Here is a 25,448-nt window from a genome sequence, read left to right as displayed (position 1 = left end):
CTAACTTCCAGCCATGGCTACTTCACACCCGCAACGTATCCGGGACATTTCACCGCCCGTGCATGAGGGCGCGCCGGTCTTTCCCGGCGACACGCCCTACCAGCAGCGCTGGGCCGCGACCATCTCCCCGGGGTGCCCGGTGAATGTCAGCGAGATCAGGCTCTCGCCCCACGTCGGCGCGCATGCCGATGCGCCACTGCACTACGACCCCGAGGGCCAGACCATCGGCGACGTCGACCTCACGCCGTTCCTCGGGCCCTGCCGCGTGATCCACGCGATCGGCAAGGGTCCGCTGATCGAGTGGGAGCACATCGCCCACGCCGTCGACAGCCGACTGCCGCCGCGCGTGCTGGTGCGCACCTACGCCACGATGCCCGTCGGCCGCTGGGACCCTCAGCTCGCTGCCTATGCCCCCGCCACCGTCGAGCGCCTCGCGGCCATGGGCGTGAAGCTCATCGGCATCGACACCGCGAGCATCGATCCGGCCGACAGCAAGACGCTGGAGAGCCATCAATGCATTCGCCGCCTCGACCTGCGCGTGCTCGAGAACCTCGTGCTCGACGACGTGCCCGAGGGTGACTACGAACTCATCGCGCTGCCGCTGAAGCTGGTCAGTGCAGATGCCTCCCCCGTTCGCGCCGTGCTGCGCGAACTCCCCCGCTGAAACCTCCGCTTATGACGACCCTTTCAGACTGCCGCGCGCTCGACGCGCAAGACCCGCTGCGCGCCCTGCGCGACCAGTTCATCGTTCCCGCCGACGTGCTCTACCTCGACGGCAACTCGCTCGGCGTGATGCCCAAGGCCGCGCCCGCGCGCATCGCCGAGGTCGTCACCAGGGAATGGGGTGAAGGCCTGATCCGCTCGTGGAACACGGCGAGCTGGTTCGACCTGCCGCAGCGCCTGGGCGACAAGGTCGCCCGCGTGATCGGCGCGGCCCCCGGCGAGGTGGTGTGCACCGACAGCACATCCGTCAATCTCTACAAGGTGCTGTTCGCGGCGCTGTCTCAACAGAAAGACAGCGGACGCAAGCTGGTCGTCAGCGAGCGAAGCAACTTCCCGACCGACCTCTACATCGCCGAGTCGCTCTGCCGCGAGCGCGGCTTCACGCTGAAGCTGATCGAAGCGCACGAACTGCAGGGCCCGGACTCTGTGCTGACCGACGAGGTCGCCGTGCTGATGCTCACGCACGTCAACTACCGCACCGGCGCCATGCACGACATGAAGGCCATTACCGCCGCTGCGCACGCCGTGGGCGCGCTCACCGTGTGGGACTTGGCGCACAGCGCCGGCGCGGTGCCCGTGGCACTCAACGACGCCGATGCCGACTACGCGATCGGCTGCGGCTACAAATACCTCAATGGCGGCCCCGGTGCGCCGGCGTTCGCCTGGGTGCACACGAAGCACGCCGGACAGTTCGAACAGCCGCTGTCGGGCTGGTGGGGCCACGCGGCGCCCTTCGAGTTCACGCCGCACTACCGCCCCGCGCCGGGCGTGGGCCGCTACCTCTGCGGCACGCAGCCGATCATTGCGCTGGCCGGACTGGAATGCGGCCTCGACACGGTGCTCGCGGCGGAGTCCTTCAATGGCGACCAGGGCGCCATGTCCGCCCTGCGTACCAAGTCGCTCGCGCTCACCGACCTGTTCATCCGGCTGGTGGAAGAGCGCTGCGCCGGCCACGGCCTGTCGCTGGTCACGCCGCGCGACCACGCACAGCGCGGCTCGCAGGTCTGCCTGAGCCGCAAGAACCCGGAAGACCCGCAAGGCGGCTCGGGCGCCTATGCCATCGTGCAGGCGCTGATCGCGCGCGGCGTGATCGGCGACTACCGCGCAGGCGATTCGCAGATGCCCGACATCCTGCGCTTCGGCTTCACGCCGCTGTACATCGGTTTCGAGGACGTGTGGAACTCGGTCGAGCATCTCGTGCAGGTGCTCGAGACGGGCGAGTGGAAACGCGAAGAGTTCAACCGCAAGAACGCAGTGACCTGAGATGAAGCCTTCGATGAAACACCGGCTCACCACCTTTTGCGCCGCCTTGCTGATGCTGTCGGCGCCCGCCTTCGCGCAGCAACCGGCGTTCACCCTGCCGCAGCTCAAGGCACTGGCCGGGCTGACGCCCGACGCCTTCCGCGAACAGATCAGGAGCCAGGGCTTCTCGTATGCGGACAAGACCGTGACCGACGAGGTGAGCATGATCGAATACGAAAAGTCCGTCGACGGTCAGACCACGCACCTGATGAAGTCCACCTACGTGGAAAGCCGTCGCAGCGAGGATGGCGTGCAGCTCTCGCTGACCGACAAGGCCGCCTTCGAGCGCCTCGTGAAGGAAGCGCGGGACGCAGGCTATACGCCTGGCGAGAAAGGCCGCATTCCCGGCGGCGAGACCTACCAGGAATACAAGCGCAAGAATGAAGTCGTTCGCTTCGTCTATCCGAAGAAGGCGTCCGGCATGGGCCTGCCTTCCTACACCGCCGTGGTCTGGCGATGATCCGCCAGCAAACATCATGAGCACCGAAAAAATCGTCCACGAAGAAAAGGCGCAGCTCGACTTCAGCCAGTCGATGAGCTACGGCGACTACCTGCACCTCGACGAAATCCTCAACGCGCAGCATCCGCTCTCGCCCGCCCACGACGAGATGCTGTTCATCGTGCAGCACCAGACCAGCGAACTCTGGATGAAGCTCATGCTGCACGAGCTGCGTGCCGCCACGAAGTGCATTGCCGAAGAGAAACTGGCCGACGCCTTCAAGATGCTCGCGCGCGTGAGCCGGATCATGGAACAGCTCGTGAGCGCATGGACCGTGCTCTCCACCATGACGCCGCCCGAATACACGGCGATGCGCCCCTACCTCGCCAATTCCAGCGGCTTCCAGAGCGCGCAGTACCGCTGCATCGAGTTCGCGCTGGGCAACAAGAACGCCGCCATGCTCAAGCCGCACGCGCACCGTGCCGACCTGCTGGCCCAGGTCGATGAGGCCTACCGCGCGCCATCGCTGTACGACGAGTCGCTGCGCCTGCTGGCGCGCCACGGCCTGCCGGTGCCGGCCGACCGGCTCGAGCGTGACTGGACGCAGCCGTACGAGCCGAGCGACGGCGTCGAGGCGGCATGGCTCGAGGTGTACCGCGCACCGCATGCGCACTGGGACCTGTACCAGCTCGGCGAGAAGCTCACCGACCTCGAAGACGCCTTCCGCCTCTGGCGCTTCCGCCACGTGACCACCGTCGAACGCGTCATCGGCTTCAAGCGCGGCACGGGCGGCACGGGCGGCGTGAGCTACCTGCGCAAGATGCTCGACGTGGTGCTGTTCCCCGAGATCTGGAAGCTGCGCACCGACCTGTAGGCCGGAGCGGCCGCGCACCTCCGGCAGGGCTCGCTCGCGCCGGCGAACCTCGGCACGTGCGCCTCGGCCTCCCGCTCTAAGGCCTGGCCTGCACGCGCTGGACCGACGACCCCTCGTTCCATGTGCCGGCCTCGCTGCGCGAGGGCGTCGGCAACAGGCGCGACCGATGCGGTCGACGACAACGCCCTCATGAAGCTGGGGTGTCATGGGTTGCCCGCACGGCTCAAAGCGCTACAGTTTTCAAAACAACGGAGGCCTCAGCCATGAACGACATCCGGTTCACACCCGACGAACTCTCCACCCTCCGCCAGCATGGCGTCGTGCTGTTCGCCGACCGCGTGATCTTCGACGCGCAACCGCCGATGCCCGAAGCGGAGCTTGCCGCGGTGCAGGCCGCCTGCGCCGGCCCGATCCCCGAGGCACTGCTCGGGCTGTGGCAGCAGACAGCGGGCGGCCGCCTCGACTACGACCTCTCGCTCGAGATGCAGGGCAACCTCGAAGCCATCAGCTGGAACGAGCTCTTCTGGAACGGCAGCGACGGCTACAACGACCTGCAGGGCTGGATCGAGCACGAGCTCGAACTCGCAGAGGAAGCCGCCCAGGAGAGCGGCACGCCATGGAGCGGCAAGCTCACGCACCTGCCCTTCGGCGGCTTCGAGTACACCGACCGCATGTACGCGGTGGTCGAGCCCGGCGCCGAACACGGGCAGGTCGTCGCCTGGAAGAAGGGACTACCGCCGGCGTGGACCCATGCGCTGCACCAGGACAGCGTGAACACCGTCGCCGCCGAACTGCACGGCGCTTTCGCCGCGCTGCATCTCGACGAAGACCCGCTCGCGCCCACCAGCGACTATTTCTCGGGCCAGACGCTGCTCGAGTACCTCGACGACCGGCACGAGGAACACGGGCTCGACCTCGACCTGATGGACAAGCTGGTCGCCTACTACCGGCGCGCCGTGGCCGACTGGCGCACGCCGCTGACAGCGGGCACGCTGCGCCACCATCCTGCGCTGGCGCGCGTCGCGGTGCGCCATGCCGTCGGCGCGGACGACGGCGAGCTGGTTGCCCAGCTTGCCGCCGCGGGCATCGGCTTCGACGGGCCGTTGCAAGGCAGTGCGCTCGCCACCGACGTGGCGGTATCGCACGGCGCCTATGCCGCGGCCGCCGCATTGGTGCGCGCCGGTGCGCCGGTGGCGGCCGACGTGCTGCGCAACATCGACGGACAGATCTCGCCCGAACTCACGCAGGCATTGCTGGACAACGGCGCGGAGCCCGACGTGCAGGCCATCGTGAAATGCGCGGCCTGCGGCGCACCCGCGAGCGCGCACCTCGTCGCGGAAGCCTGTGCCAGGGCGGACATCGACGTGCCGCCCGCCTTCGCGGTGGAGCGCGACGCGATGCTGAAGGATCTCGAAGACACGCTGGCGAAGATCCAGGGCGGCGCCTACAGCCACTACCTGGGACAGGAAGGCATCGCCGAACGCATCGGCCACCTGCAGACCTTCAGGCTCTGAGGTAGCCCGGCCCGCGCGGCCACACGGCCGCGCTCAGCCGCCGTACAGCCAGGGCTGATCGAGCAGCCTCGCACCCAGCACGCGCATCGCCATGTCGCGGCCCAGCCGCACGAGGCCGGTCGCATGAAAGATCTCGCCATTGCGGCGCGCACGCGCCTGCACCTGCGCATTGCGCGACCAGCGCGCCTCGGCATAGCGGGAGAAGGCGCCGGGCACTTCGGCCGCACTGCCATCACCCAGCGCGTCGGCCAGCGCCACCGCGTCCTCGATCGCCATGCCCGCACCCTGCGCCAGGTACGGCACCATCGGGTGCGCCGCGTCGCCCACCAGCGCGACGCGTTCGTGCGCCATGTCGGCCGCGGAAGTCATGGGCGCGCGGTCGCCGAGCGACCAGGCACGCCAGCCCGGCATGGCGTCGAGCAGCGACTGCAGCCCGGCGCAACTGCGGCCCATGGCCTGCTTCAGCGCGGCGACGCTGCCGGCCTGGTCCCAGTCGCGGGCATCGCCCGCCGGTGCCGATTCGGCGATCACCACCACGTTCAGCCAGTCGCCGCCGCGCACGGGATACGCCACCGCGTGCAGCCGCGCGCCAAGCCACACCCGGACCTGCCTGCTGCGCAGCCCGGCGGGCAGCGTCGCCTGCTCGACCATGGCGCGCCAGGCCGTATGCCCGGTCACGCGCGGGGGCTGCTCGGCCGAAGGCGTGTCGAGCTGCCTGCGCACCATGCTCCACAGGCCGTCGGCGCCGACGATCGCCTCGCCTTCCCAGGCCCGTGCGTCGGTGCTCGACAGGCAGACCAGGTCGTCGCTGGTCTCGACCTGGCGGATCTGCGCCGCCGTGACGAGCGTGCCGTTGCCGCGCGCGCGCACGGCCTCGAGCAGCAGGCCGTGCAGGTCGGCCCGGTGAACGCAGAAGTAAGGCGCGCCGTAGCGCTGCTGCATCGCGTCGCCGAGCGGCATCTGCGCGAGTTCGTTACCGCTCTCGGCGCTGAGGACGGCCAGCGCATCCGGCCGTGCCGCGATGGCAGCCAGCGCCGGGCCGAGGTCGAGTTGCTGCAGGCGCCGCGTGGCATTGGGGCCGAGCTGCACGCCGGCGCCGATCTCGCCGAAGGCCTGTGCCTGTTCGAAGACGTCGGCACGATGCCGCCGACGGGAAAGCGCCAGCGCAGTGGCCAGCCCCCCGATGCCGCCGCCGGCGACGAGGATGTGCGCGGGCATCTGCTCAGCGGCCGTGCGTGGACGACGGCGCGCTGGCGTTGTGGCGGGTGGCTTGGTCGGCTTCCGGTTGTTGCTTGAGGGGAGCCTTGGGCGCGCAACTGCCGCAGCTGTCGCACGAACCGCAGCCCGAGGTCTTGGCCAGCGATGCGGCCAGTTCCTTGGCCCGTTCCTCGTCGACCCATCCCGCGCGGTGCGTGCCGGCGGCCAGCTTCTGCGCGGCGCCGCGGCGCCAGCCCGCAGGCATCCAGCGCCAGACCGCGTAGAACGCGGCGGCCGCGACGATCAGCCCGACGATCAATTGTTGCGTCATATCTCGAATACTCCAATCCCGGGCCCGGCGGGGCTGGCGGCCGACGAAGCCGGCCAGCCCGGGCATCTGCCGGTTTTACCCCGCTCCGAGTGCCACTGCAACGTGGTAGGTCACGAAGCAGGCCCCGTAGGCCAGCGCGAACAGGTAGCCGGCCATGATCCACACGTACTTCCACGAGCCCGTTTCGCGTTTCACCGCGGCCAGCGTCGAGATGCACTGCGGCGCGAACACGTACCAGACCAGCAGCGACAGCGCCGTGGCCAGCGTCCAGCTGCCCGCGATCAGCGGTTCCAGCGCGCCCGCCACGTCGTCACCGGTGGCCGACAGCGCATACACCGTGCCCAGGGCGCCCACCGCGACCTCGCGCGCGGCCATGCCGGGCACGAGCGCGATCGAGATCTGCCAGTTGAAGCCGATGGGGGCAAAGATGTGCTCCAGCCCGCGGCCGATCATGCCGGCCAGGCTGTACTGGATGGCCGGGCCGGTCGCGCCCTCGGGCGGCGAGGGGAACGTCGACAGGAACCACAGCAGGATCGTCAGCGTGAGGATGATCGTGCCGACGCGCTGGATGAAGATCCATGCGCGCTCGTACAGGCCCAGCGCCAGGTTGCGCGGGTTCGGCCAGCGGTACGCAGGCAACTCCATCAGCAGCGGCGAATGCGAGGTGTTGTCTCGGAAGCGCTTCATCACCCAGGCGACTGCCATCGCCGAGACGATGCCGAACACGTACAGCGCGAACAGCACCACGCCCTGCAGGTTGAAGATGCCGCCCACGGTGCGAGCCGGAATGAAGGCCGCGATGAGCAGCGCATACACCGGCAGCCGCGCCGAGCAGGTCATGAGCGGCGCGATCATGATGGTGGTGATGCGGTCGCGCCAGTTGCTGATGGTGCGCGTGGCCATCACACCGGGAATGGCGCAGGCGAAGCTCGACAGCAGCGGAATGAACGAGCGGCCCGACAGCCCCACCGTGCCCATGACGCGGTCGAGCAGGAAGGCCGCGCGCGGCAGGTAGCCCGAGTCTTCCAGCGCGAGGATGAAGAAGAAAAGAATCAGGATCTGCGGCAGGAAGACCACCACGCCGCCCACGCCCGCGATCACGCCGTCAACCAGCAGGCTCTGCAGCATGCCTTCCGGCATGTGCGCCTTGAGCAGGTTGCCCAGCGACTCGGTGCCGGCCTTGATGGCATCCATGGGCATGTTGGCCCAGCTGAACACGGCCTGGAACATCAGGAACATGGTGACGGCCAGCACCAGCATGCCCCACACGGGGTGCAGCACCACGCGGTCGATGCGGTCGCTGGTGGCGAGGCTGCCCACGGGCTCATTCACCGCCAGGCCGAGGATGCGGCGCACCTCGCGCTGCGTGGCCAGCACGTCGTCGAGTCCGGGCGCCTGCCAGGGCTGCGGCACGGCGGCGGCCACCGGCGCGTCGAGCGCCTCGAGCAGCCCCTGCGCGCCGCCGGAATGCACGCCCACCGTTTCGATCACCGGGATTCCCAGCTCGCGCGACAGCACGGCGGCGTCGACCGCGATGCCCTGCTTCTTCGCCATGTCGGTCATGTTCAGCGCCATGACCATCGGCAGGCCGAGGCGCTTGGCCTCCAGCACCAGCCGCAGGTTCAGCCGCAGGTTGGTGGCGTCGGTGACGCACACCAGCAGGTCGGGAAGCGTTTCCTTGCTCTGGCCGGTGACGATGTCACGGGTGACGGCCTCGTCGGCGCTCAGGGCGTTCAGGCTGTAGGCGCCCGGCAGGTCGAGCACGAACACGCGGCGGCCCGAGGCGGTGCGCAGCGTGCCTTCCTTGCGCTCGACGGTCACGCCGGCGTAGTTGGCCACCTTCTGGCGGCTGCCGGTCAGCAGGTTGAACAGCGCGGTCTTGCCGCAGTTGGGATTGCCGAGCAATGCGATGCGCCCCGGCTGCGCAGTGGGGGCCAGGCGGCCGGGGCCCTGGATGACGGCTTCAACCATGGTGGGCGACCCCCGGCGTGACGTGGATCAGCGCTGCCTCGTGGCGGCGCAGCGCGAAGGTGGTGTGCCCCAGGCGGACCGCCAGCGGCTCCCGGCCCGGGATGCCGCTCGCGACGATGCGCACGGCCTCGCCCGGCACGAAGCCGATCTCGGTCAGCCGCAGGACGAGCTCGCGGTCGTCCGCGTCGTCGGGGCGGACCACGTCGAGCACGGTGGCCCATTGGTTGTTCGGTAGCTGGTCGAGACGCAGGGCGGCGGAGGCCGGCGCTGCGCCAGAGTCGTTGGTTTGCACGGTGAGAGTGCGCACCGGATGTCGGGCGCGCCAATAAGCAAAACACGGATGCTAGCAATTCTCAATCGCGAAAACCTGACCAACCCTTCAAAAAGGGGGGTGCGCAAGGCCGAAACACCGCCAGGCCGGCTTGGCAGGCCGGCTGGTGCCGCCCTGCACGGGATTGCCGATGCGACGCCAAGTGCGCGAAGCCTGGGACCGTTCCTAGTTCAGCCCCAGCATGCCGCGCAGCTTGGACAGGTCTTCGGCCAGCGTGTTGACCCGGCCGGCCAGCAGCTTGCGGTCTCGTTCGCTGAGCTTGGAGTACGTCTCGAAGCCGCCATCGGCCGTCTTGTACTTGGCCAGCGTATCGAACACCACCTTGAAGTTGGCATCGGTCTTTTCCGAGAAGGCCTTGTTGTCCTTCACCACCAACGGGCGCAGCAGTTCGACGATCTTGAAGGCGCCCTCGAAGTTCGACTGGAAGTCCCACAGGTCGGTGTGGCTGTAGCGGTTTTCCTCGCCCGAAATCTTGGTGGCGGCCACTTCCTCCATCAGCACCGCGGCGCCGCCCACGACCTTCTCGGGCGGGAAGGTGAGCGCGCCCAGGCGCTTCTGCAGCTCGAGCACGTCGGCCAGCAGCTTGTCGGCCACCGGGTTCAGGTCCTTGGTGCTCTTCTGCGTCCACAGGCCGTACTCGATGCGGTGGAAGCCGCCGAAGGCCGGGTCCTTCTCGGCCTTCTCGTGGTCGTCGGCGCGCGAGTCGATCGACTTGTCGAGGTCGTTGAAGAGCTCCGCCACCGGCTCGATGCGCTCGTAGCTGGTGCGCGTGGGCGCGTACAGCTTCTTCGCCTTCTCGATGTCGCCGGCCTTCACCGCGGCGGTGAAAGTGCGGGTGTCCGCGGCCAGCTTGCGCACGTTCTCGGCGACGTAGATCTTGTAGTCGGAGATCGGTCCGACCAGTTCGAGCGGCGACACGGCGGCCTGCGCGCCGACGGCATAGAGCCCGGCGAAGCCTGCGATGAAAGTGGCGAGGAAGCGGCGGCGGAACTGCACGGTCATGGATCTCCTTGGGTCTGACGGTGGTGAAAAAAGTGGCTTCATGCGGCCATCAGGCCGCGGCCCAGCCAGTCGCGCTCGTCCTTCACGCCGGGCAGCGTGAAGAAGAAGCCGCCACCGATGGGCTTGATGTATTCCTCGAGCGGCTCGCCGTCGAGCCGCTTCTGCACGGCGATGAAACCGTTCTCCAGGTTGGCCTGGTAGCAGATGAACAGCAGCCCCATCTCGAGCTGGCCCGACTTGGTGACGCCGTTCGAATAGTTGAAGGGCCGGCGCAGCATCAGGTTCTTGTCCGAAGCCTTCGTGCGCGGGTTGGCCAGGCGGATGTGCGCGTCCATCGGCGTGACCTTGCCTTCGGGGTCTTTGGCGTAGTCGGGCACGTCGTGCTCGGTCCTGCCGCCGTCCATCGGCGCGCCGGTGGGCTTCAGGCGGCCCATGATGGCCTCCTGCTCCTGCAGCGGCGTGCGGTCCCAGCGCTCCACGAAGTTGCGGATGATGCGCACCGCCTGGTAGCTGCCGCCCACGGTCCATGCCGGCTCGTCGCTGCCGGGCTGCACCCACACGAGCGTGTCCATGAGCTTGTCGTCGGCCGAATCGGGATTGGCCGAGCCGTCGCGAAAGCCGAGGAAATTGCGTGCGCTCTCGGCAGGCTTGCCGGGCACCGCCGGAATCGGCGGCACGGTGCCCTCCTGCTTCCAGTGCAGCACCAGCAGGTCGGGCGTGTTCTTGATGATGTCGCGCAGCGCGTGGATGTTGGTGTCGGGGGTGTTGGCGCAGAACTGGATCGACAGATCGCCATGGCACAGCGCGGCATCCAGCGCGTCGTTCGGGTGGCGCTGCATCTGGTTCAGGCGCACCGGCTTCTTCTTCTCGAGGCCGAAGCGCTCGTCGAACAGCGAGGTGCCCACCGACACCGTCACCGTGAGCCCGTCGGGCTGCACCACCGGCCCGAGGATGCCGGAGCCCGCGGGCGGCAGCTTGGGGTCGGGGTCGGTCTGCGGGCCGCCCTGTGTGAGGAAGGCGATGCGCTCGGTGAGCGTGCGGAACAGGCGCTCAAGGTCGGCGCGGTTCTCGGCCAGCACGTAGAACGACGCGATCATTCCCGCGGTCGGGCGGGGCGTGACGATGCCCGCCTGGTGCCTGCCGCGGAAAGGAACGCGGTCCTGGGTATGGGTGCTCTGCGGAGCGTCGGTGACCTGAGCGCTGCTGTCGGGCGCAGCGGGCGCAACGGGGTCTACGGCGTGGGCCGGACGGGCTGCCGCCGCGAGCCCCGCGATGGCGGCGCCGGCCGCGCCGATCATGCGGCGGCGGTTCGGGGATGCGGGTTGCCCTTCGGCGGGCGCGGATTCGTTCTTCTGCTTTTCCATGGGGATTCTTCCGGGTCCTGTGCCAGCCTCACTCGAGGCCGAGCGCGGCATTCACCTTGCCGAGTTCCTCGGCCAGCGCGCGCACCGGTTCGGCCAGTGCCTTGCGTTGCGCCTCGTCGAGCGGCGCGGGCTTGAAGCCCTCGCCTTCGCGGTAGGGCGCCAGCGCGGCGTCGAAGGCCGCGAAGCGCTCGTCCACGCTCTTCTGCAGGGCAGGCGCGGCCTTCACCAGCAGCGGCTGCAGCAGCTCCGAGATCTTCTTCGTGCCTTCGTAGGTGCCCTGCAGGTTCACGAGCTCGGCATGGCCGTAGTGGTCCTCGCCACCGGCAGGCAGGTTGTCGGCCACGCGGCGCAGCAGCTTCGACGCCGAGCCGGCCAGCCGCTCGGGCGGCATGTTCAGCCCGCGCAGGCGCTCCTTGAGGACACCGATGTCGGCCGTGAGTTGCTCGACCACCGGCGGCAGCGACTTCGCTTCGTTCTGTCCGTACAGCGCGTACTCGATGCGGTGGAAGCCGGTGAAGCCGGGGTCGGCCTCGCGCTTCTCGAAGTAGTCGGCGCGCGCGTTGATGCGCGTATCGAGGTCGGAGAACAGTTCAGCCATCGGCTCGATGCGCTTGTAGGCCTGGTGGGCCGGCGCGTAGAGCGCACGGGCCTGCTGCAGGTCGCCGGCCTTCACGGCGTCGGCCAGCGCGCGCACCGCGTCGTCGAGCGAGCCGGCCTCCAGGCGCAGGAAGGTCTGGTACTCCGCCAGCGCGCCCACGTAGTTGACGAGCGACGGCCGCGCCGCCTCGGCGTCGGAAGCGGCCGACGGCGTCACCCGCAGCTTGCCGCGCGGGTTGCTCAGGAGGCCGCAGGTGATGGCGAACTCGCCCGGCTGCAGCTTGACCGTCATGGTCTGCGAGAAGCCCGGCGCGATGTTCTCGCGCTCTTCCACCACCATCACGCCGTCGAGGATCTCCCACTCGAGCGCGCGGTTCGACTTGTTGACGATGGTGAAGGTGGTGCGCCCCGCGGGCACGGTGATCTCGGCGGGCTCGCAGGCGTTGCCCTGGATGGTGACGGTGACGGCGTTGTCGGCCGCCTTGGCCGGCGCCTTTTTGGCCTCGTTCGAGGCATACCAGAAGGCCGCGAGGCCGGCGATCACTAGCACGGCCGAGCCGGCCACCGCCAGGCGCATCAGGTGGGATGAGGAAGCTTTGGGTTCGGAAGAGGAAGGCATCGAAGGGTTTCAGCGGGCCGTGGCCGCGCGTGGCGCCGGAGCGGGTGCCGAGCGCAGGAAGAAGAACAGGGCGACGGCCAGGAAGGCCAGATAGACGACGACCTCGCCCACCACGGGCGCAGCCTGGTAGCCCAGCAGGCCCGACAGGACGGCGCCTACGGGGCTGTCCATGGGCAGGGCGTCGCTCATGTCGAACACCACCGACTGCAGGTGGTTCCACACGCCGCCCTCATGCAGCTTGCGCAGCACGCCGGCCAGCAGGCCCGCGGCCACCAGAAGAATGAAGAGACCGGTGAACCGGAAGAATCGGCGCAGGTCGAGCCGCACGCCGCCCGAATAGAGGCCCCAGCCGATCACGACCGACACCGCGATGCCGGCCAGCGCGCCCACCGGCGCCTCCCAGCCGCTGCTCTGCTGGAACACGGCCAGCAGGAAGAACACCGACTCCAGGCCTTCGCGCGCGACCGCCAGGAACACCATGCCGATCAGCGCCCAGCCCTGGCCGTCCGCGCCTTTCGCCAGCGCACTGTCGATGGAGGCCTGCAGTTCGCCCTTGATGGAGCGCGCGGCCTTGCGCATCCAGAACACCATCGAAGTCAGCATGACCACCGCGATGAGCCCGACCACGCCTTCGAACAGCTCCTGCTGCTTCTGCGGGAACTCGGCCGCCAGCAGTTGGAGGCCCGCGCCGGCGAACAGCGACAGTGCGGTGGCCAGCAGCACGCCGACCCACACCGCAGGCATCAATGCGCCACGGCCGCTTTGCTTGAGGTAACTGGCAACGATGCCGACGATCAGCGCGGCTTCGATGCCTTCGCGCAGCATGATGAGAAAGGGAATGAGCATCGGCTTCGGAATCTGGGCAAGAAAAGCCCCCCGCGAGCCGGTGCGCCGGCGGAACCGGGCGCCCGACGTGGCCTGCGGAGGAGCGGACGAGGATACCCCATCAAATAAGAGACATTCTCATTTGGGGGCTTTGGATTGCCGAATGGTAATGATGGGCTGCCCCGGCCGTTCGCCGGGGGCGCGGCACCGTTCAGACAGGGAGTTCGACGATGCGCGCGCCGACCGCGTCGCCGTCGATCAGCAGTTCGGCCACGGCGATCGGCAGGCTGAAGCGGCGTGGCCCCGCACTGCCGGGGTTGATGTAAAGCACGCCGCCGCGCTCCTCGATCTTCGGCTTGTGCGAATGCCCCGACACCACCACGCGCACGCCCGCGCGCTGCGGGTCGATGTCGAGCTGCGACAGGTCATGGATGGCATAGAGACGCACGCCGCCGAAGGCGACGAGTTCGGTCTCGGCGATGCCGTCGGCCCATGCCTCGCGGTCGTTGTTGCCGCGCACCACGGTCAGCGGCGCCATTTCGCGCAGCGCGTCGAGGATGCCGGCATTGCCGATGTCCCCGCCGTGCACGATGAAGTCGCAGCCCCGAAGGGCCGAGACGGCCTGCGGTCGCAGCAGGCCGTGCGTGTCGGAGATGAGTCCGACCCGTGTCACGGCGTCAGGCCGCGAGGAGCTGCCGCAACACGAAGGGCAGGATGCCGCCGTGCTTGTAGTAGTCGACCTCGATCGGCGTGTCGATGCGAAGGCGGACCGTGACTTCCTGGTGCGTGCCGTCAGGGCGGTGCACGACCAGCTTCACGTCCATCTGCGGCTTCAGCTCGCTGCCGATGACCACGTCGATCTTCTCGTCGCCGGTGAGCCCCAGCGTCTGCCACGAGTCGGCGCCGCGGAACTGCAGCGGCAGCACGCCCATGCCGACCAGGTTCGCGCGGTGGATGCGCTCGAAGCTGCGTGCCACCACGGCCTTGATGCCCAGCAGCTGCGTGCCCTTCGCGGCCCAGTCGCGCGATGAGCCGGTGCCGTACTCCTCGCCGCCGAACACCACGGTCGGGACGCCCTGCGCCATGTATTTCATGGCGGCGTCGTAGATGAACATCTTCTCGTTGCCCGGCTGGAAGCGCGTGACGCCGCCCTCTTCCTGCGTGCCGTTGGCGTCCGGCGGAATCATGAGGTTCTTGATGCGCACGTTGGCGAAGGTGCCGCGCATCATCACGTCATGGTTGCCGCGGCGCGAGCCGTAGCTGTTGAAGTCGGCCTTGGCCACGCCGTGCGCCTTCAGCCAGATGCCCGCGGGCGAGCTTTCCTTGATCGAGCCGGCCGGCGAGATGTGATCGGTGGTGATCGAGTCGCCGAACAGCGCCATGATTCTTGCGCCCTTGAAGCCTGCGTCCGACGCATGCGGCTTCATCTTGAAGCCTTCGAAGAACGGCGGCTCGGCGATATAGGTGGAAGTGGGCCAGTCGTACACCTGGCCGTCAGTGCCCTTGATGCTGCTCCAGAACTTGCCCGGATCGGTCTTGACCTTGTCGTAGTTCGCGCGGAACGACTTGGCGTTCATCGCGTAGCGCAGGTTCTCGTCGATTTCCTTCGGCGTTGGCCAGATGTCGCCCAGGTACACGTCCTTGCCGTTCTTGCCCTTGCCCACCGGCTCGGTCATGAGGTCGGTCATGACGTTGCCTGCAATGGCGAAGGCCACCACCAGCGGCGGCGAGGCCAGGAAGTTGGCCTTCAGGTTCGGGTGGATGCGCGCCTCGAAGTTGCGGTTGCCCGAGAGCACGGCCGCGCCGATCAGGTCGTTCCTGGTGATCGCCTCGTTGATCTCGGGCGTCAGGTCGCCGGCATTGCCGATGCAGGTGGTGCAGCCGTAGCCGGCCAGGTAGAAGCCCAGCTTCTCGAGATAAGGCAGCAGCCCCGCCTTCTCGAGGTATTCGGTGACGATGCGCGAGCCCGGGGCCAGCGAGGTCTTGACGTGCGGCTTGACCGTGAGGCCGGCTTCCACCGCCTTCTTGGCCAGCAGGCCGGCGGCCAGCATCACGCTGGGATTGGAGGTGTTGGTGCACGAGGTGATGGCCGCGATCAGCACGTCGCCGTTGCCGATGGTGACCTCGCCCGTCTTGCCCTTCGGCGCCGTGGGTGCGGTGGCGCTCACGTGCGCAGCGGCCTTGGTCGAGCGGTTGGCCACCATCTCCTCGAGGTCGCGGGGCGACCCGGCCGGCGGCGCCGCGGCTTCTTCGTCGCTGCCCTGGCCGGCCACGGCCAGCGGATAGCGCAGCTTGAGCTTGTCGGCCGGCTGGTTGAAGCCGTTGGCATCGTTGGGCTTGCTGTAGAGCTCCGAGAATTTGGTCGACAGGTGGCCCAGGTCGATGCGGTCCTGCGGGCGCTTCGGGCCGGCGAGGCTGGGCGACACGGTGCCCAGGTCGAGGCGCACGATCTTGGTGTAGTCGATGTCGCCGGGGTTCGGCATGCCGAACAGGCCCTGCGCCTTGTAGTACGCGGCGAAGCGCTCGACCTCTTCCTTGGTGCGGCCGGTGCCTTCGAAGTAGGCCACGGTCATGTCGTCGACCGGGAAGAAGCCCATGGTCGCACCGTACTCGGGCGCCATGTTGCCGATGGTCGCGCGGTCGGGCACGGCGATGGACGCGGCGCCCGGGCCGAAGAACTCGACGAACTTGCCCACCACCTTCTCGGCGCGCAGGATGGCGGTGACGTACAGCACCAGGTCGGTGGCGGTGACGCCCTCGCGCAACTTGCCGGTGAGCTCGAAGCCCACCACGTCGGGCGTCAGCATGTACACGGGCTGGCCCAGCATGGCCGCCTCGGCCTCGATGCCGCCCACGCCCCAGCCGACCACGCCCACGCCGTTGATCATGGTGGTGTGGCTGTCGGTGCCCACCAGCGAGTCGGGGTAGTAGACGGGCACGTCGGCCTTGTCGTTCGGGCTGGTGTAGACGCCGCGCGCGAAGTACTCGAGGTTCACCTGGTGCACGATGCCGAAGCCCGGGGGCACGACGCGGAAGGTGTCGAAGGCCTGCATGCCCCACTTCATGAACTGGTAGCGCTCGTTGTTGCGCTGGAACTCCAGCTTCATGTTCAGGTCGAGCGCCTTGGGCGTGCCGTAGTAGTCGACCATCACCGAGTGGTCGACCACCAGGTCGACGGGCACCAGCGGCTCGATGGTCTTGGGCGACTTGCCCAGCTTCTGGGCCACGCTGCGCATGGCGGCCAGGTCGGCCAGCAGCGGCACGCCGGTGAAGTCCTGCAGCACCACGCGGGTGACGACGAAGGGGATCTCGTCGACGCGCTCGGCATTCGGCGCCCAGTGGGCCAGTTCCTCGACGTGCTTGGCCGTGACCTTCTGGCCATCGCAATTGCGCAGCACCGACTCGAGCACGATGCGGATGGAAACCGGCAGCCGGTCGATGGACGGGTATTGCTTGGCCAGCTCCTTCAGCGACCAGTATTTGCCGGACTTGCCCGATGCGGTCTTGAAGGTCTTGAGGGTGGGCGCAAAGGCGTGAGCCGGTGCTTTGGCCATAGGGAGACTCCTGTATGTTCGTGGAAGCCTCTCAAGGATAGCGGGGAACAATGTCAGCCGTTGTAGTCGGGGAACTGGCTCGCCCCCAGGCTGCGCGCACTCCGTGTCGCTTCTCCCTCCCCCTGCCGGGGGCAACACCGGTGGCCCGGCGGAGCCGGTTCCACGGTGTTTCCCGAATGAGCCGCAGGGTCTTTCAGGCGAGGGCCATCCGGACGGCGGCGCGGGTGCGGCGCAGGCCGGTCCATTGCAGCTCGGCCAGCACGATCACGCACACCGCCTGTGCCAGCACCCAGGCCACGCCGATCGCGGTGACCGGGAACAGGCCGCTCACCAGCAGCGCGATGCAGGCCGCAGCCCAGCCGAAATTTCCGGACACCACCAGGCCGATCAGCGTGCGCGGCGGAGTCCGGCGGCTGGCCATGAGCGCGGCGACGGCCGCATACGCCAGCAGGAACACGCCTGTGCCTGCAAGCAGCGGCGCAGGCAGTCCGGTGAGCGCGGCCAGCGCACCGGTGAAGGCCAACTGCAGCGCGCCGGTCGCGGCGCAGGAGGCGGCGTCGGCCCACATGACGTTGGGCAGGAAGCGGGGGGATGCGAAGACGGACATGCGAATCTCCTTGGGTGGTACGCCGCAAGCCTGTCCTGCCGCGTTGGAGCCCATGATTCCGCCCGACGGGCATGGCGTCGATGACCTCGGAGGTCATGGCGGCACGACGCCGCCGCGCCAGAATGCGGCTCCATGAACACCCCTCGCCCCCACACGTCCAAGGCCGGCCAGCCCGGCGCGCGCGACCCGTTCGGCGCCCACCTGCGGCACTGGCGCACCCATCGACGCCTGAGCCAGCTCGACCTGGCGCAGGAGGCCGAGGTCTCGACCCGGCACCTGAGCTATGTGGAAACCGGACGGGCCGCGCCCAGCCGCGAGATGGTGCTGCGGCTGGCCGAGCGGCTGGAGGTACCGCTGCGAGAGCGCAACGCGCTTCTGGTGGCCGCGGGCTTCGCGCCCATGTACCGCCAGCGATCGCTCGACGATCCGGCGATGGCATCGGCGCGCCGCGCCATCGACCTCGTGCTCAAGGGACACGAACCCTTTCCCGCGCTGGCCGTGGACCGCCACTGGAACCTGGTGGCGCACAACGCGCTGGTGCCGCTGCTGATGGAAGGCGCCGCGCCCGAACTGCTCAAGCCGCCGATCAACGTGCTGCGCCTGAGCCTGCACCCCGACGGCGTGGCCCCGCGCATCGCGAACCTCGCGCAATGGCGCACCCACCTGCTCGAACGGCTGCAGCAGCAGATCGCCGCCACCGGCGACGCAACGCTGCAGTCGCTGCACGACGAACTGGCGGCCTACCCCGCGCCGGCCGTGAGCCACGACGCGCCGCCGCTCGACACCGCGCTGTCGGCGGTGGCCGTGCCGTTCCAGGTGGTGATGCCGGGCGGCGTGCTGAGCTTCATCAGCACCATCACGATCTTCGGCACGCCGGTGGATGTCACATTGCAGGAACTCGCGGTGGAGTCGTTCTTTCCGGCCGATGAGCAGACGGCGGCTGCGCTGACGGCGCTGGCGCAGTCCGTGCAGCCGTCTCGCGCGGATTGAGGTCGGCCCTGCCGTCCGCGCCGCGCGGCGGACCTTCGAAGTCGTCCACCTGGATCACCTTGTCGGCGGCCTTCAGATAAGCCAGCGCCAGCGCGGGGTCGGGCGCCGAGCGCGCGGCCTCCTCGAGGGAATTCGTGCGGCGCAGTACCTTGTTGAGTTCGGCGGTCGTGCCGCCGAGCCGGGCGCCGAGTTCCATCGCATGCATCAGGTCGCGCAGCCCGCCGGCCGCGGGCTCGCTGAGGTCGGGCGCCAGGCGTTCGACGATGCGCGGGTTGCTGCGCAGCAGTTCCGACAGCTCGAGCAACTGCACGTCGCGCAACGGCGCCAGGTGCGAGGTGCGGCGCAGCACCAGCGCGCCGACCAGGCGCCGGCCCGGCGCCGGCAGGTTGGCATAGAGGTCGCGCAGGATCTTGCCGGCCTCGTCGAGCTGCACCCGGATCGCCGCGCGCGCGAACGGCAGCAGTTCGGGCGCCGCATCGACGCCGTAGCGCCAGATGCACGAGCTGGCCAGGTACAGGTGCGCGAGCACGTCGCCCAGCCGCGCCGACAGCAGCTCCATGCGCTTGAGCTTGCCGCCGAGCATGCCCATCGCAAGATCGGCGGTCAGGGCGTACTTGGCGCTCATGCGCGCGAGCAGCCGAGCCTCGTGCTCCAGCTCCTTGGGCGGCTCGCCGAGCACCGGCGCGCCGAACACGCTGTGCCACAGGTTGGCCGCCACGTGCTTGCCGTGCGCGATGAGGGCGCGACCCAGCGCAGTCTCGTCCTTCGCCTGCACGGCGGCCATCTCGTCGAGCACATGCGGATGGCAGCGCACCGCACCCTGGCCGAACACGATCAGCGCGCGCGTCAGGATGTTCGCGCCCTCCACGGTGATGGCGATCGGCGCCTGCCGGTACGACACGCCCAGCAGGTTCGACGGGCCGTAGATGATGCCCTTGCCGCCGAGGATGTCCATGGCGTGGTTGACCGCGCGGCGCCCCGCCTCGGTGAGCTGCACTTTGAGGATGGCGCTGGCCACGCTGGGCCGCTCTCCCTTGTCGAGGGCGGCCGCGGTGAAGCGGCGGGCCGCATCGCTGGCGTAGAGCTCGGCCGACATCTGCGCGACCAGCCCCGCCACCGCATGGAACTTGCCCACCGGCATGCCGAACTGCTCACGGATCTGTCCATAGCCGTTGCTCACGTACAGCGCGGTCTGCTGCATGGCCGAGCCCAGCGCCGGCAGCGAAATCGCGCGGCCCGCGGCCAGGCATTCCATCAGCATGCGCCAGCCTTGGCCCACCTGCTTCTCTCCACCGATGATCCAGTCCATCGGCACGAACACCTGCCGGCCGTGGATCGGGCCGTTCATGAAGGCACTGTCCATCGGCCGGTGGCGGCGGCCGATGTCCATGCCCTCGTGCGGTACGGGGATCAGCGCGCAGGTGATGCCGAGGTCGCGCTGGCCTTCGGGCCGGCTCTCGTCGACGGCATGGAAGGCCAGGCCGACCACCGTGGCCACGGGCGCGAGCGTGATGTAGCGCTTGTCGAAATCGACCAGGAATCCGCGCGTCATGCGGCCATCGAACTCGCGCTCGACCAGCACGCCGCGGTCGGGAATCGACGCCGCATCCGAGCCCGCATACGGCGATGTGAGGCCGAAACAGGGCAGCTCGCGGCCGTCGGCCAGGCGCGGCAGGTAGTGCGCCTTCTGCGCGTCGGTGCCGTAGCGCAGCAGCAGTTCGGCCGGACCGAGGGAGTTGGGCACCATCACGGTGACGGCGGTGGCGGTGTTGACCGTTGCGATGCGCGCCACGACCGTGGCGTGCGCGTGATGGCCGAAGCCCAGCCCGCCGAACTCCTCGGGAATGATCATCCCGAAGAAGCGCTTCTCCCGCAGGTAGCGCCACACCTCGGGCGGCAGGTCGCGCGCCTCGTCGATGGCGTGGTCGTCGAGCATGCGGCACAGTTCGCGCACTTCGCGATCGAGGAAGGCCAGTTCGCGTGCGTCGAGCCGGTTCGGCCCCATGCCGGAGAGAACGTCGAAATCAGGATTGCCCGAGAACAGGCGCCCCTCGAAGCCGACCGTGCCGGCCTCCAGCGCGGCGCGCTCGGTATCGCCGAGCGGCGGCAGCGCCTTCGAAAATGGCTGCATGGCCCATCGGCCGATGAGGGTCGCCAGCGGCATGGTGCGTCTCCTTTCAGGCTTCCGCGACGACGGGGCGCGGATCGACACCATTCTTGGACATTGCGACCCACCAGGCGGGCCGGCCAACGGCGTCCGTGCCTGTCGGAGACGAACCCGCCGACCTGCGTTACCTGGTCGCCCTGCCCTTTGGGACCGGTGGCACCGGCACCTGCGCCGGCAATGCCGCGCCGGCGGCAACCGGATCGCGCCAGCCGTATTCCACGTAGCGGCGGATGACCAGGCAGCCCGGCGGCGAATCGATCAGAGAGACCGACGATGTCGGCTCCCTGGCGTCGGTGTACACGGCATAGTTGGGAAGCAGCCGCGTCATCTGGTAGCCGGCGAGTTCCTGCTGCGCGACGCTCTCGCAGGTGAAAGGCGCGACCGAAATGCGTTCGGCCGACACGGTGCAGTTGCCGCCCTCGTCAGGAATGGCAGTGATCGAGGCGGCGACCCCGGCGTTCGGGTACTGCATGCCGATGAGGGAAAACATCGGGCCGGTGTCGGGGCGCTTGCGGTCCCAGTCGAGAAGCACATCGTGGCTGCGGCTGCCTTGCACCGTCAGCGAAGACAGCCGCGAAATGGCCGGCAGGCATCGCCTGATGCCCACGCTGGTAGCGGCGCGGGTCAGCGTGTCCTGCGGTGCCAGGGGCACTGTCGAGGGCACCAGAACACCTTGCGCCAACGCCGCCCCGCTGGCAGTCCATGCAACGACGGCGGGCAGCCAGCGAAGGAATGCAAGGGCGTGGTTCATGGCGTGTCGGTCCTCGTGTGTCAGGCCTGGGCATACAGCTGCTCGATGGCCGCCGTGTAGGCGCGCACGTTGTCCTCGCCTTCGGGATCGAGCGTGGCGATGAAGCGGCGCGCTCGCTCGCGGTAGGCGGGCAGGTCGGCGTCGTGCCCGGCGAAGGCGCGCCGAAGCGCGAGGCCGCCCTCCTCGCAGTCGAAGCCGTGATAGCGGTAGCCGCAATCGCCGATGAGGTGCGAGTTGTGGATCAGCGGATAGCCGCCGTACAACGCCTCGTAGTACACGTAGTTCTGCGCGTTCTCCCAGTGGTGCGCGAACACGGCGTCGATCTTGCCGGGCATCACCTGGTAGACGGGAAAGCGCCCTTCGAAGGTGGCCAGGCCGTGCTGCACGATGTCCAGGCTCTGCGCGAAGCCGACGAACAACGGCTTGTCCTTCAGGTGGAAGCTGTTGAAGACCCACATCTTCTCGATGAGTCTCGGCTGCGCGCGGTGCGCCGCCTCGCAGCCCAGCATGGGGATGAAGCATGTCTTCACCATGCAGATGTTGGGCTCGAAGATGGCCACGCGCCACTGCTTGCGGCCGGGCTCGTAGGCAAAACGCGGGCTGTCGGGAGCACGTGCCATGGCGCGCTCCAGCACCATCGGACTCCACAGATGCGGCATGAGCCGCACCGGCGCGCGGAAGGTGCTCTCGAAATAGGGTTTGCACGACACCTCGTACTCGGGAATCGTCCATACCTCGTCGTAGGGCGCGCCCGATATCAGCAGACCGTGCGGCTTGTCGAAGATCATGCGCTCGATGTCGATCACGTAGTCGTTGCCCACGCGCATCGAGACGATCCGGCCGCCGCGTTCGCGAAAGGCCACCGACCAAGGCATGGCGAGCTGGGCACTCATCTCGATCATGAGGTCTAGCTGCTGCCCTGCGGTGACCATGTCGATGATCGGCACCGGCGAATCTGCAAGGAAGCTGGCGGCGTCCGCCGGGCCGCCGTCGCCGCCGCCGGCCACGAGCACCGCGCTTTCCACGCGCGGCGAGCGCAGCAACAGCATCACGAGGAACAGGCAGTTCTGGTAGACACCGTTCTCCCAAAGGCTCTGCTCGCCCTTGCGGATGAATATGGAGACGCCGACCTTGAGCTTCGCCGGCATCATGCGGCGGACCTCGCTGCATCGGCGCGGAACGCGGGGTCGCCGCCCACCAGGTGCAGCAGGCGCTGCGCATAGTCCTCGACGTTCGCCGGGTTGAATGGATCGAGCGACTCGAAGACGCGCATGGAGCACGCGCGGTAGTCATCGAGCTGCCGGTCGTGGTCGCGCACAGCCTGCAGCAGTTGCGCCGCGCCGGCGGGGATGTCGAAGTCGGGGTAGTAGTAGCCCGCGTCGCGCAGCCAGGGAGAGTTGTGCACCAGCGGGTAGTTGCCGTGAAGCGCGTCGAGGTAGCTGTAGTTCTGGTCGTTCTGCCACTGGTGCGAGACCACGGCGTCGGCAAACTGCGCCATGAAGCCTGCGAAGTCGTGCCGGCCGAGGAAGATCGCCTTGTGCTGGCGCACGATGTCGAGCGAGTTCGCCAGGTAGAGCATGGTCGGGTGGTCCTTCAGGTGCAGCGTGTTGAGCACCTGCATCGAAGTCACGGCCGAAGGGTCCGCGCGATACGCCCCGTCGCAGATCAGCATGGGCACGCTGCTGGACTTCACCACCGAGATGTTGGGCTCGAAGATCGCGACGCGAAACCCCGGTTGCTCGGCCGTGCGCGGCACATAGCCGAAGCGGTGGCCCGCGGCCTCGACCTCGGCGACGCGCTGGGCCAGGAACTGCGGCGACCACAGGTAAGGCACCTCGAACACCGGGCAGCGGTGCATGGTGTGCATCATCGGCGCGAAGGTCGCATCCTTCGGCAGCAGCCAAACCTCGTCGCAGCGGTCGGGCCTGCTGAAGTGCCCCTTGTCGGTGAAGACGATCGGCTCGGCCAGGGCCGCGAAAGGCTGACCTGCACAATGAAACACCACGCGGCCTCCGCATGCGCGGAAGTGCAAGAGCCATTGCATGTCGAGCGCACCGGCCATCTCGATGACCACGTCCAGCGAGTCGGTGAGCTCGCGCGCGCGTCCAAAGGCCAGGCCCATGGCCGTGGTGTCGACCTGCGGCGGCATCGCTTCCTGGTCGCCCGCGTCGATCAGCGCGACGGATTCGACGAACCCGATGCGTTGCAGCAAGCGGGCAAGGAACAGGACGTTCTGCCCCATCCCGTTCTCCCAGATGTTCTGACCGGCGTGGGTGAGGACTGAAATACCGATGCGCATGAGGCGGAGTGTGTACCAAAAGAAACGGCCCCCGCGCCATCGCCACGGGGGCCGCCTGTTCGAGGGCCGGGTGAGCGGCCTTTCAGTGATTGACGTCCTTGTTTCTTTACTTCCACTTCCAGCCGATACCGGCGTTGATGCCCCATTCCTTGCCCGTGGTCGTCACCCCCGCGCCCCACGACATCTTGCCGTCGTCGGACAGCGTCTTGAAGTTCAGCGCCAGCGCGGTGTAGCCCTTGTAGCTGCCCAGCCCCACGCCCACGGTCTTCTCTCCGGGGTACAGCGTGGGCAGGTAGGTGCCCGACATCGCGAAGGCCATGGCCGTGCCCGAGTACGCGATGCGCGCCACGTCGCCCACCTGCCCCTGCACCTGGTTGAGCTGCTGCACGTTGACCGCGTCGCCGGGCAGGATGCCCGGCGCCACGTTGCTCACGCGCGTGCCGAGGGGCGCCTGCCCGTTGCCCAGCGCGAGCAGGCCGTAGTTGACCGAGCCGTCGGGGTTGGTCGCGTACTGCGCGCTGCTGGCCTTCGCCGCCGCGGATGCGGCCTTCAGCTGCGCCACGTTGGTCGCGTCGCTGTCGGCCGTACCCGCCGCCACGCCGGTGATCTGGCGGAACTGGCCGCTGGCAGCGTCGCCCACCGACACCGCCGCCTGCGTGCTGGTGGTCGCCCTGATGGCCGCCTGGTCCTTCGCCGTCGCGCTGCCCGGCACGTAGCCGGCCACGCCGGCCACGGTGGAAGCCACCGAGCCGGAGCCCAGCGCCACGCCGCCGCTTTGCTGCACCACCGCGCCGAAGCCGATGGCCGTGCCCTCGGAGACGTTCTGCGCCTGGCTCAGCGGCGTGCCGCCGGCATCCGCGTTGTCGCCCAGGGCCACGCCGCCGCCGCCCGCGCGGGCATTGGCGCCAATGGCCTGCGAGCCCGTGGCCAATGCTCCCGTGCCGATGGCGATGGCGTCGGTGCCCGTCGCCTGCGCGCCGAACCCCATCGCCATAGCACCCTCGGCCGTGGCCTTCGCACCGTTGCCGGCGGCAAAGGAGTTGGCGCTGCTGGCCACCGACTGCGGACCGATCGCCACGGCTTCCTGCCCGCTGGCCACCGAGTCGCCCGACGTCGAGTTGGCGTGGAAGTATTTGGTGCCGGTGTTGTAGATGTTGTTGACCGAGGTGCTGAGGCTGTTGAGGTTGACGTTGGTCGTGCTCAGGCCGGTCGACGCGGAGGTCGACAGGCTCGCGACATTGCCGTTGGTCGTGCTGAGGCCGGTCGACAGGCTGTCGATGCTGCTCGTGGCTGTACTGAGACCCGTCGAGGTCGAGGTCGACAGGCTACCGATACCAGTCGACGTGGAAGTCGACAGGCTCGCAACGCTGCTGTTTGTGGTGCTGACACTCGTCGACAGGCTGTTGATACCGCTGGTCGCAGTGCTCAGGCCCGTCGAGGTCGACGTGGACAAGCTCCCGATGCTGCTTTCGGCAGTGCTCAGACCCGTGGAGGTCGAAGTCGACAGGCTGGCCACGCTGCTGTTTGTGGTGCTGAGACCCGTCGACAGGCTGTTGATGCCACTGGTCGCAGTGCTCAGGCCCGTCGAGGTCGACGTGGACAAGCTGTCGATGCTGCTTGCGGCAGTGCTCAGACCCGTGGAGGTCGAGGTCGACAGGCTCGCAACGCTGCTATCGGTAGTGCTGAGACCCGTGGACAGGCTGTTGATGCCGCTGGTCGCAGTGCTCAGGCCCGTCGAGGTCGACGTGGACAAGCTATCGATGCTGCTTGCGGCAGTGCTCAGACCGGTGGAGGTCGAGGTCGACAGACTGGTGACGCTGCTGTTGGTGGTGCTGAGACCCGTCGACAGGCTGTTGATGCCGCTGGTCGCAGTGCTCAAGCCCGTCGAGGTCGACGTGGACAGGCTGTCGATGCTGCTCGCGGCCGTGCTCAGCCCTGTGGAGGTCGAGGTGGACAGGCTGTCGACGTTGCGCGTTGCCGTACTGAGACCC

The 25,448-nt window shown here is 68.4% G+C and carries 22 protein-coding genes; 6 read left to right on the top strand and 16 right to left on the bottom strand.

What is annotated here, in order from left to right; all coding sequences use genetic code 11:
- Positions 1 to 13 precede the first annotated feature (13 nt).
- The 5 genes from kynB to AACL56_RS10425 all read left to right on the top strand — a co-directional run bounded on the left by kynB (position 14) and on the right by AACL56_RS10425 (position 4,852).
- Positions 14 to 664, top strand: a complete 651-nt coding sequence (gene kynB / locus AACL56_RS10445) for an arylformamidase (protein ID WP_339089770.1) — start codon at positions 14 to 16, stop codon at positions 662 to 664.
- Positions 665 to 675: 11 nt separating this feature from the next.
- A complete protein-coding gene (kynU, locus tag AACL56_RS10440) occupies positions 676 to 1,986 on the top strand; it encodes a kynureninase (protein WP_339089769.1) in 1,311 nt (436 codons plus the stop codon).
- A 13-nt stretch (positions 1,987 to 1,999) separates the two neighbouring features.
- On the top strand, positions 2,000 to 2,485 hold the full coding sequence (locus AACL56_RS10435; protein WP_339089768.1) for a hypothetical protein: 486 nt from the start codon (positions 2,000 to 2,002) through the stop codon (positions 2,483 to 2,485).
- Between the two features lie 16 nt (positions 2,486 to 2,501).
- Positions 2,502 to 3,338, top strand: a complete 837-nt coding sequence (gene kynA, locus AACL56_RS10430) for a tryptophan 2,3-dioxygenase (RefSeq protein WP_339089767.1) — start codon at positions 2,502 to 2,504, stop codon at positions 3,336 to 3,338.
- Between the two features lie 263 nt (positions 3,339 to 3,601).
- Positions 3,602 to 4,852 carry an SMI1/KNR4 family protein gene (locus tag AACL56_RS10425; RefSeq protein WP_339089766.1) on the top strand — a complete coding sequence of 417 codons (1,251 nt, stop codon included), beginning with the start codon at positions 3,602 to 3,604 and terminating at the stop codon, positions 4,850 to 4,852.
- 33 nt (positions 4,853 to 4,885) lie between these two features.
- Here AACL56_RS10425 and AACL56_RS10420 read toward each other — a convergent pair whose 3' ends face one another.
- From AACL56_RS10420 to AACL56_RS10370, 11 genes are all read right to left on the bottom strand, one after another.
- Complete coding sequence (locus tag AACL56_RS10420; protein ID WP_339089765.1) at positions 4,886 to 6,070, bottom strand: FAD-dependent monooxygenase; 1,185 nt, start codon at positions 6,068 to 6,070, stop codon at positions 4,886 to 4,888.
- Between the two features lie 4 nt (positions 6,071 to 6,074).
- Positions 6,075 to 6,380 carry a DUF6587 family protein gene (locus AACL56_RS10415; RefSeq protein ID WP_339089764.1) on the bottom strand — a complete coding sequence of 102 codons (306 nt, stop codon included), beginning with the start codon at positions 6,378 to 6,380 and terminating at the stop codon, positions 6,075 to 6,077.
- 75 nt (positions 6,381 to 6,455) lie between these two features.
- Positions 6,456 to 8,351: a ferrous iron transporter B gene (feoB, locus tag AACL56_RS10410; protein WP_339089763.1), complete on the bottom strand. Its 1,896-nt coding sequence runs from the start codon at positions 8,349 to 8,351 to the stop codon at positions 6,456 to 6,458.
- Positions 8,344 to 8,643, bottom strand: coding sequence for a FeoA family protein (locus AACL56_RS10405; protein ID WP_339089762.1), 300 nt, complete (start codon positions 8,641 to 8,643; stop codon positions 8,344 to 8,346). The genes feoB and AACL56_RS10405 overlap by 8 nt, the downstream gene beginning before the upstream one ends.
- A 204-nt stretch (positions 8,644 to 8,847) precedes the next feature.
- Entirely contained in the window at positions 8,848 to 9,684 is an 837-nt protein-coding gene (gene efeO / locus AACL56_RS10400; protein ID WP_339089761.1) for an iron uptake system protein EfeO, read from the bottom strand.
- A 38-nt stretch (positions 9,685 to 9,722) separates the two neighbouring features.
- On the bottom strand, positions 9,723 to 11,048 hold the full coding sequence (gene efeB / locus AACL56_RS10395) for an iron uptake transporter deferrochelatase/peroxidase subunit (RefSeq protein WP_339089760.1): 1,326 nt from the start codon (positions 11,046 to 11,048) through the stop codon (positions 9,723 to 9,725).
- Positions 11,049 to 11,076: 28 nt separating this feature from the next.
- A complete protein-coding gene (efeO, locus tag AACL56_RS10390; protein ID WP_339089759.1) occupies positions 11,077 to 12,264 on the bottom strand; it encodes an iron uptake system protein EfeO in 1,188 nt (395 codons plus the stop codon).
- 9 nt (positions 12,265 to 12,273) lie between these two features.
- A complete protein-coding gene (gene efeU, locus AACL56_RS10385; protein WP_339089758.1) occupies positions 12,274 to 13,110 on the bottom strand; it encodes an iron uptake transporter permease EfeU in 837 nt (278 codons plus the stop codon).
- Positions 13,111 to 13,300: 190 nt separating this feature from the next.
- Positions 13,301 to 13,762 carry a metallophosphoesterase family protein gene (locus AACL56_RS10380; protein ID WP_339089757.1) on the bottom strand — a complete coding sequence of 154 codons (462 nt, stop codon included), beginning with the start codon at positions 13,760 to 13,762 and terminating at the stop codon, positions 13,301 to 13,303.
- Positions 13,763 to 13,766: 4 nt separating this feature from the next.
- Positions 13,767 to 16,643 carry an aconitate hydratase gene (locus AACL56_RS10375; protein ID WP_339089756.1) on the bottom strand — a complete coding sequence of 959 codons (2,877 nt, stop codon included), beginning with the start codon at positions 16,641 to 16,643 and terminating at the stop codon, positions 13,767 to 13,769.
- A gap of 193 nt (positions 16,644 to 16,836) precedes the next feature.
- Positions 16,837 to 17,250: a hypothetical protein gene (locus AACL56_RS10370; protein ID WP_339089755.1), complete on the bottom strand. Its 414-nt coding sequence runs from the start codon at positions 17,248 to 17,250 to the stop codon at positions 16,837 to 16,839.
- A gap of 132 nt (positions 17,251 to 17,382) precedes the next feature.
- Here AACL56_RS10370 and AACL56_RS10365 point away from each other — a divergent pair, with 132 nt between their 5' ends.
- Positions 17,383 to 18,240 carry a helix-turn-helix domain-containing protein gene (locus AACL56_RS10365; protein WP_339089754.1) on the top strand — a complete coding sequence of 286 codons (858 nt, stop codon included), beginning with the start codon at positions 17,383 to 17,385 and terminating at the stop codon, positions 18,238 to 18,240.
- On the opposite strand, the gene AACL56_RS10360 is transcribed toward AACL56_RS10365, so the two are convergent.
- The 5 genes from AACL56_RS10360 to AACL56_RS10340 all read right to left on the bottom strand — a co-directional run bounded on the left by AACL56_RS10360 (position 18,134) and on the right by AACL56_RS10340 (position 24,910).
- Positions 18,134 to 20,404, bottom strand: a complete 2,271-nt coding sequence (locus AACL56_RS10360) for an acyl-CoA dehydrogenase (RefSeq protein ID WP_339089753.1) — start codon at positions 20,402 to 20,404, stop codon at positions 18,134 to 18,136. The genes AACL56_RS10365 and AACL56_RS10360 overlap by 107 nt on opposite strands.
- Before the next feature lie 127 nt (positions 20,405 to 20,531).
- Positions 20,532 to 21,158 (bottom strand): hypothetical protein, encoded by a 627-nt coding sequence (locus AACL56_RS10355; protein ID WP_339089752.1) that lies wholly within the window; start codon positions 21,156 to 21,158, stop codon positions 20,532 to 20,534.
- A gap of 20 nt (positions 21,159 to 21,178) precedes the next feature.
- Entirely contained in the window at positions 21,179 to 22,309 is a 1,131-nt protein-coding gene (locus AACL56_RS10350) for a DUF2827 domain-containing protein (protein ID WP_339089751.1), read from the bottom strand.
- Positions 22,306 to 23,457 carry a DUF2827 domain-containing protein gene (locus AACL56_RS10345; RefSeq protein WP_339089750.1) on the bottom strand — a complete coding sequence of 384 codons (1,152 nt, stop codon included), beginning with the start codon at positions 23,455 to 23,457 and terminating at the stop codon, positions 22,306 to 22,308. The genes AACL56_RS10350 and AACL56_RS10345 overlap by 4 nt, the downstream gene beginning before the upstream one ends.
- A 106-nt stretch (positions 23,458 to 23,563) precedes the next feature.
- A complete protein-coding gene (locus AACL56_RS10340) occupies positions 23,564 to 24,910 on the bottom strand; it encodes a YadA-like family protein (RefSeq protein ID WP_339092842.1) in 1,347 nt (448 codons plus the stop codon).
- Between the last annotated feature and the right edge of the window lie 538 nt (positions 24,911 to 25,448).

The organism is Variovorax paradoxus (assembly GCF_902712855.1).
Taxonomy (GTDB): Bacteria; Pseudomonadota; Gammaproteobacteria; order Burkholderiales; family Burkholderiaceae_C; genus Variovorax; species Variovorax paradoxus_Q.
The sequence above is the reverse complement of the archived record's forward strand: the minus strand, read 5'-3'. Positions and strand labels throughout refer to the sequence as shown.

Bases quoted from the DNA above. Each gene is read 5' to 3' on its own strand.
- efeO (WP_339089761.1), bottom strand. From the start codon at position 9,684: ATGACCGTGCAGTTCCGCCGCCGCTTCCTCGCCACTTTCATCGCAGGC.
- feoB (WP_339089763.1), bottom strand. From the start codon at position 8,351: ATGGTTGAAGCCGTCATCCAGGGCCCCGGCCGCCTGGCCCCCACTGCG.
- AACL56_RS10375 (WP_339089756.1), bottom strand. From the start codon at position 16,643: ATGGCCAAAGCACCGGCTCACGCCTTTGCGCCCACCCTCAAGACCTTC.
- AACL56_RS10350 (WP_339089751.1), bottom strand. From the start codon at position 22,309: ATGATGCCGGCGAAGCTCAAGGTCGGCGTCTCCATATTCATCCGCAAG.
- AACL56_RS10420 (WP_339089765.1), bottom strand. From the start codon at position 6,070: ATGCCCGCGCACATCCTCGTCGCCGGCGGCGGCATCGGGGGGCTGGCC.
- AACL56_RS10355 (WP_339089752.1), bottom strand. From the start codon at position 21,158: ATGAACCACGCCCTTGCATTCCTTCGCTGGCTGCCCGCCGTCGTTGCA.
- kynB (WP_339089770.1), top strand. From the start codon at position 14: ATGGCTACTTCACACCCGCAACGTATCCGGGACATTTCACCGCCCGTG.
- AACL56_RS10425 (WP_339089766.1), top strand. From the start codon at position 3,602: ATGAACGACATCCGGTTCACACCCGACGAACTCTCCACCCTCCGCCAG.
- AACL56_RS10415 (WP_339089764.1), bottom strand. From the start codon at position 6,380: ATGACGCAACAATTGATCGTCGGGCTGATCGTCGCGGCCGCCGCGTTC.
- kynA (WP_339089767.1), top strand. From the start codon at position 2,502: ATGAGCACCGAAAAAATCGTCCACGAAGAAAAGGCGCAGCTCGACTTC.
- AACL56_RS10435 (WP_339089768.1), top strand. From the start codon at position 2,000: ATGAAACACCGGCTCACCACCTTTTGCGCCGCCTTGCTGATGCTGTCG.
- kynU (WP_339089769.1), top strand. From the start codon at position 676: ATGACGACCCTTTCAGACTGCCGCGCGCTCGACGCGCAAGACCCGCTG.
- AACL56_RS10370 (WP_339089755.1), bottom strand. From the start codon at position 17,250: ATGTCCGTCTTCGCATCCCCCCGCTTCCTGCCCAACGTCATGTGGGCC.
- efeU (WP_339089758.1), bottom strand. From the start codon at position 13,110: ATGCTCATTCCCTTTCTCATCATGCTGCGCGAAGGCATCGAAGCCGCG.
- efeB (WP_339089760.1), bottom strand. From the start codon at position 11,048: ATGGAAAAGCAGAAGAACGAATCCGCGCCCGCCGAAGGGCAACCCGCA.
- AACL56_RS10365 (WP_339089754.1), top strand. From the start codon at position 17,383: ATGAACACCCCTCGCCCCCACACGTCCAAGGCCGGCCAGCCCGGCGCG.
- AACL56_RS10360 (WP_339089753.1), bottom strand. From the start codon at position 20,404: ATGCCGCTGGCGACCCTCATCGGCCGATGGGCCATGCAGCCATTTTCG.
- AACL56_RS10345 (WP_339089750.1), bottom strand. From the start codon at position 23,457: ATGCGCATCGGTATTTCAGTCCTCACCCACGCCGGTCAGAACATCTGG.
- efeO (WP_339089759.1), bottom strand. From the start codon at position 12,264: ATGCCTTCCTCTTCCGAACCCAAAGCTTCCTCATCCCACCTGATGCGC.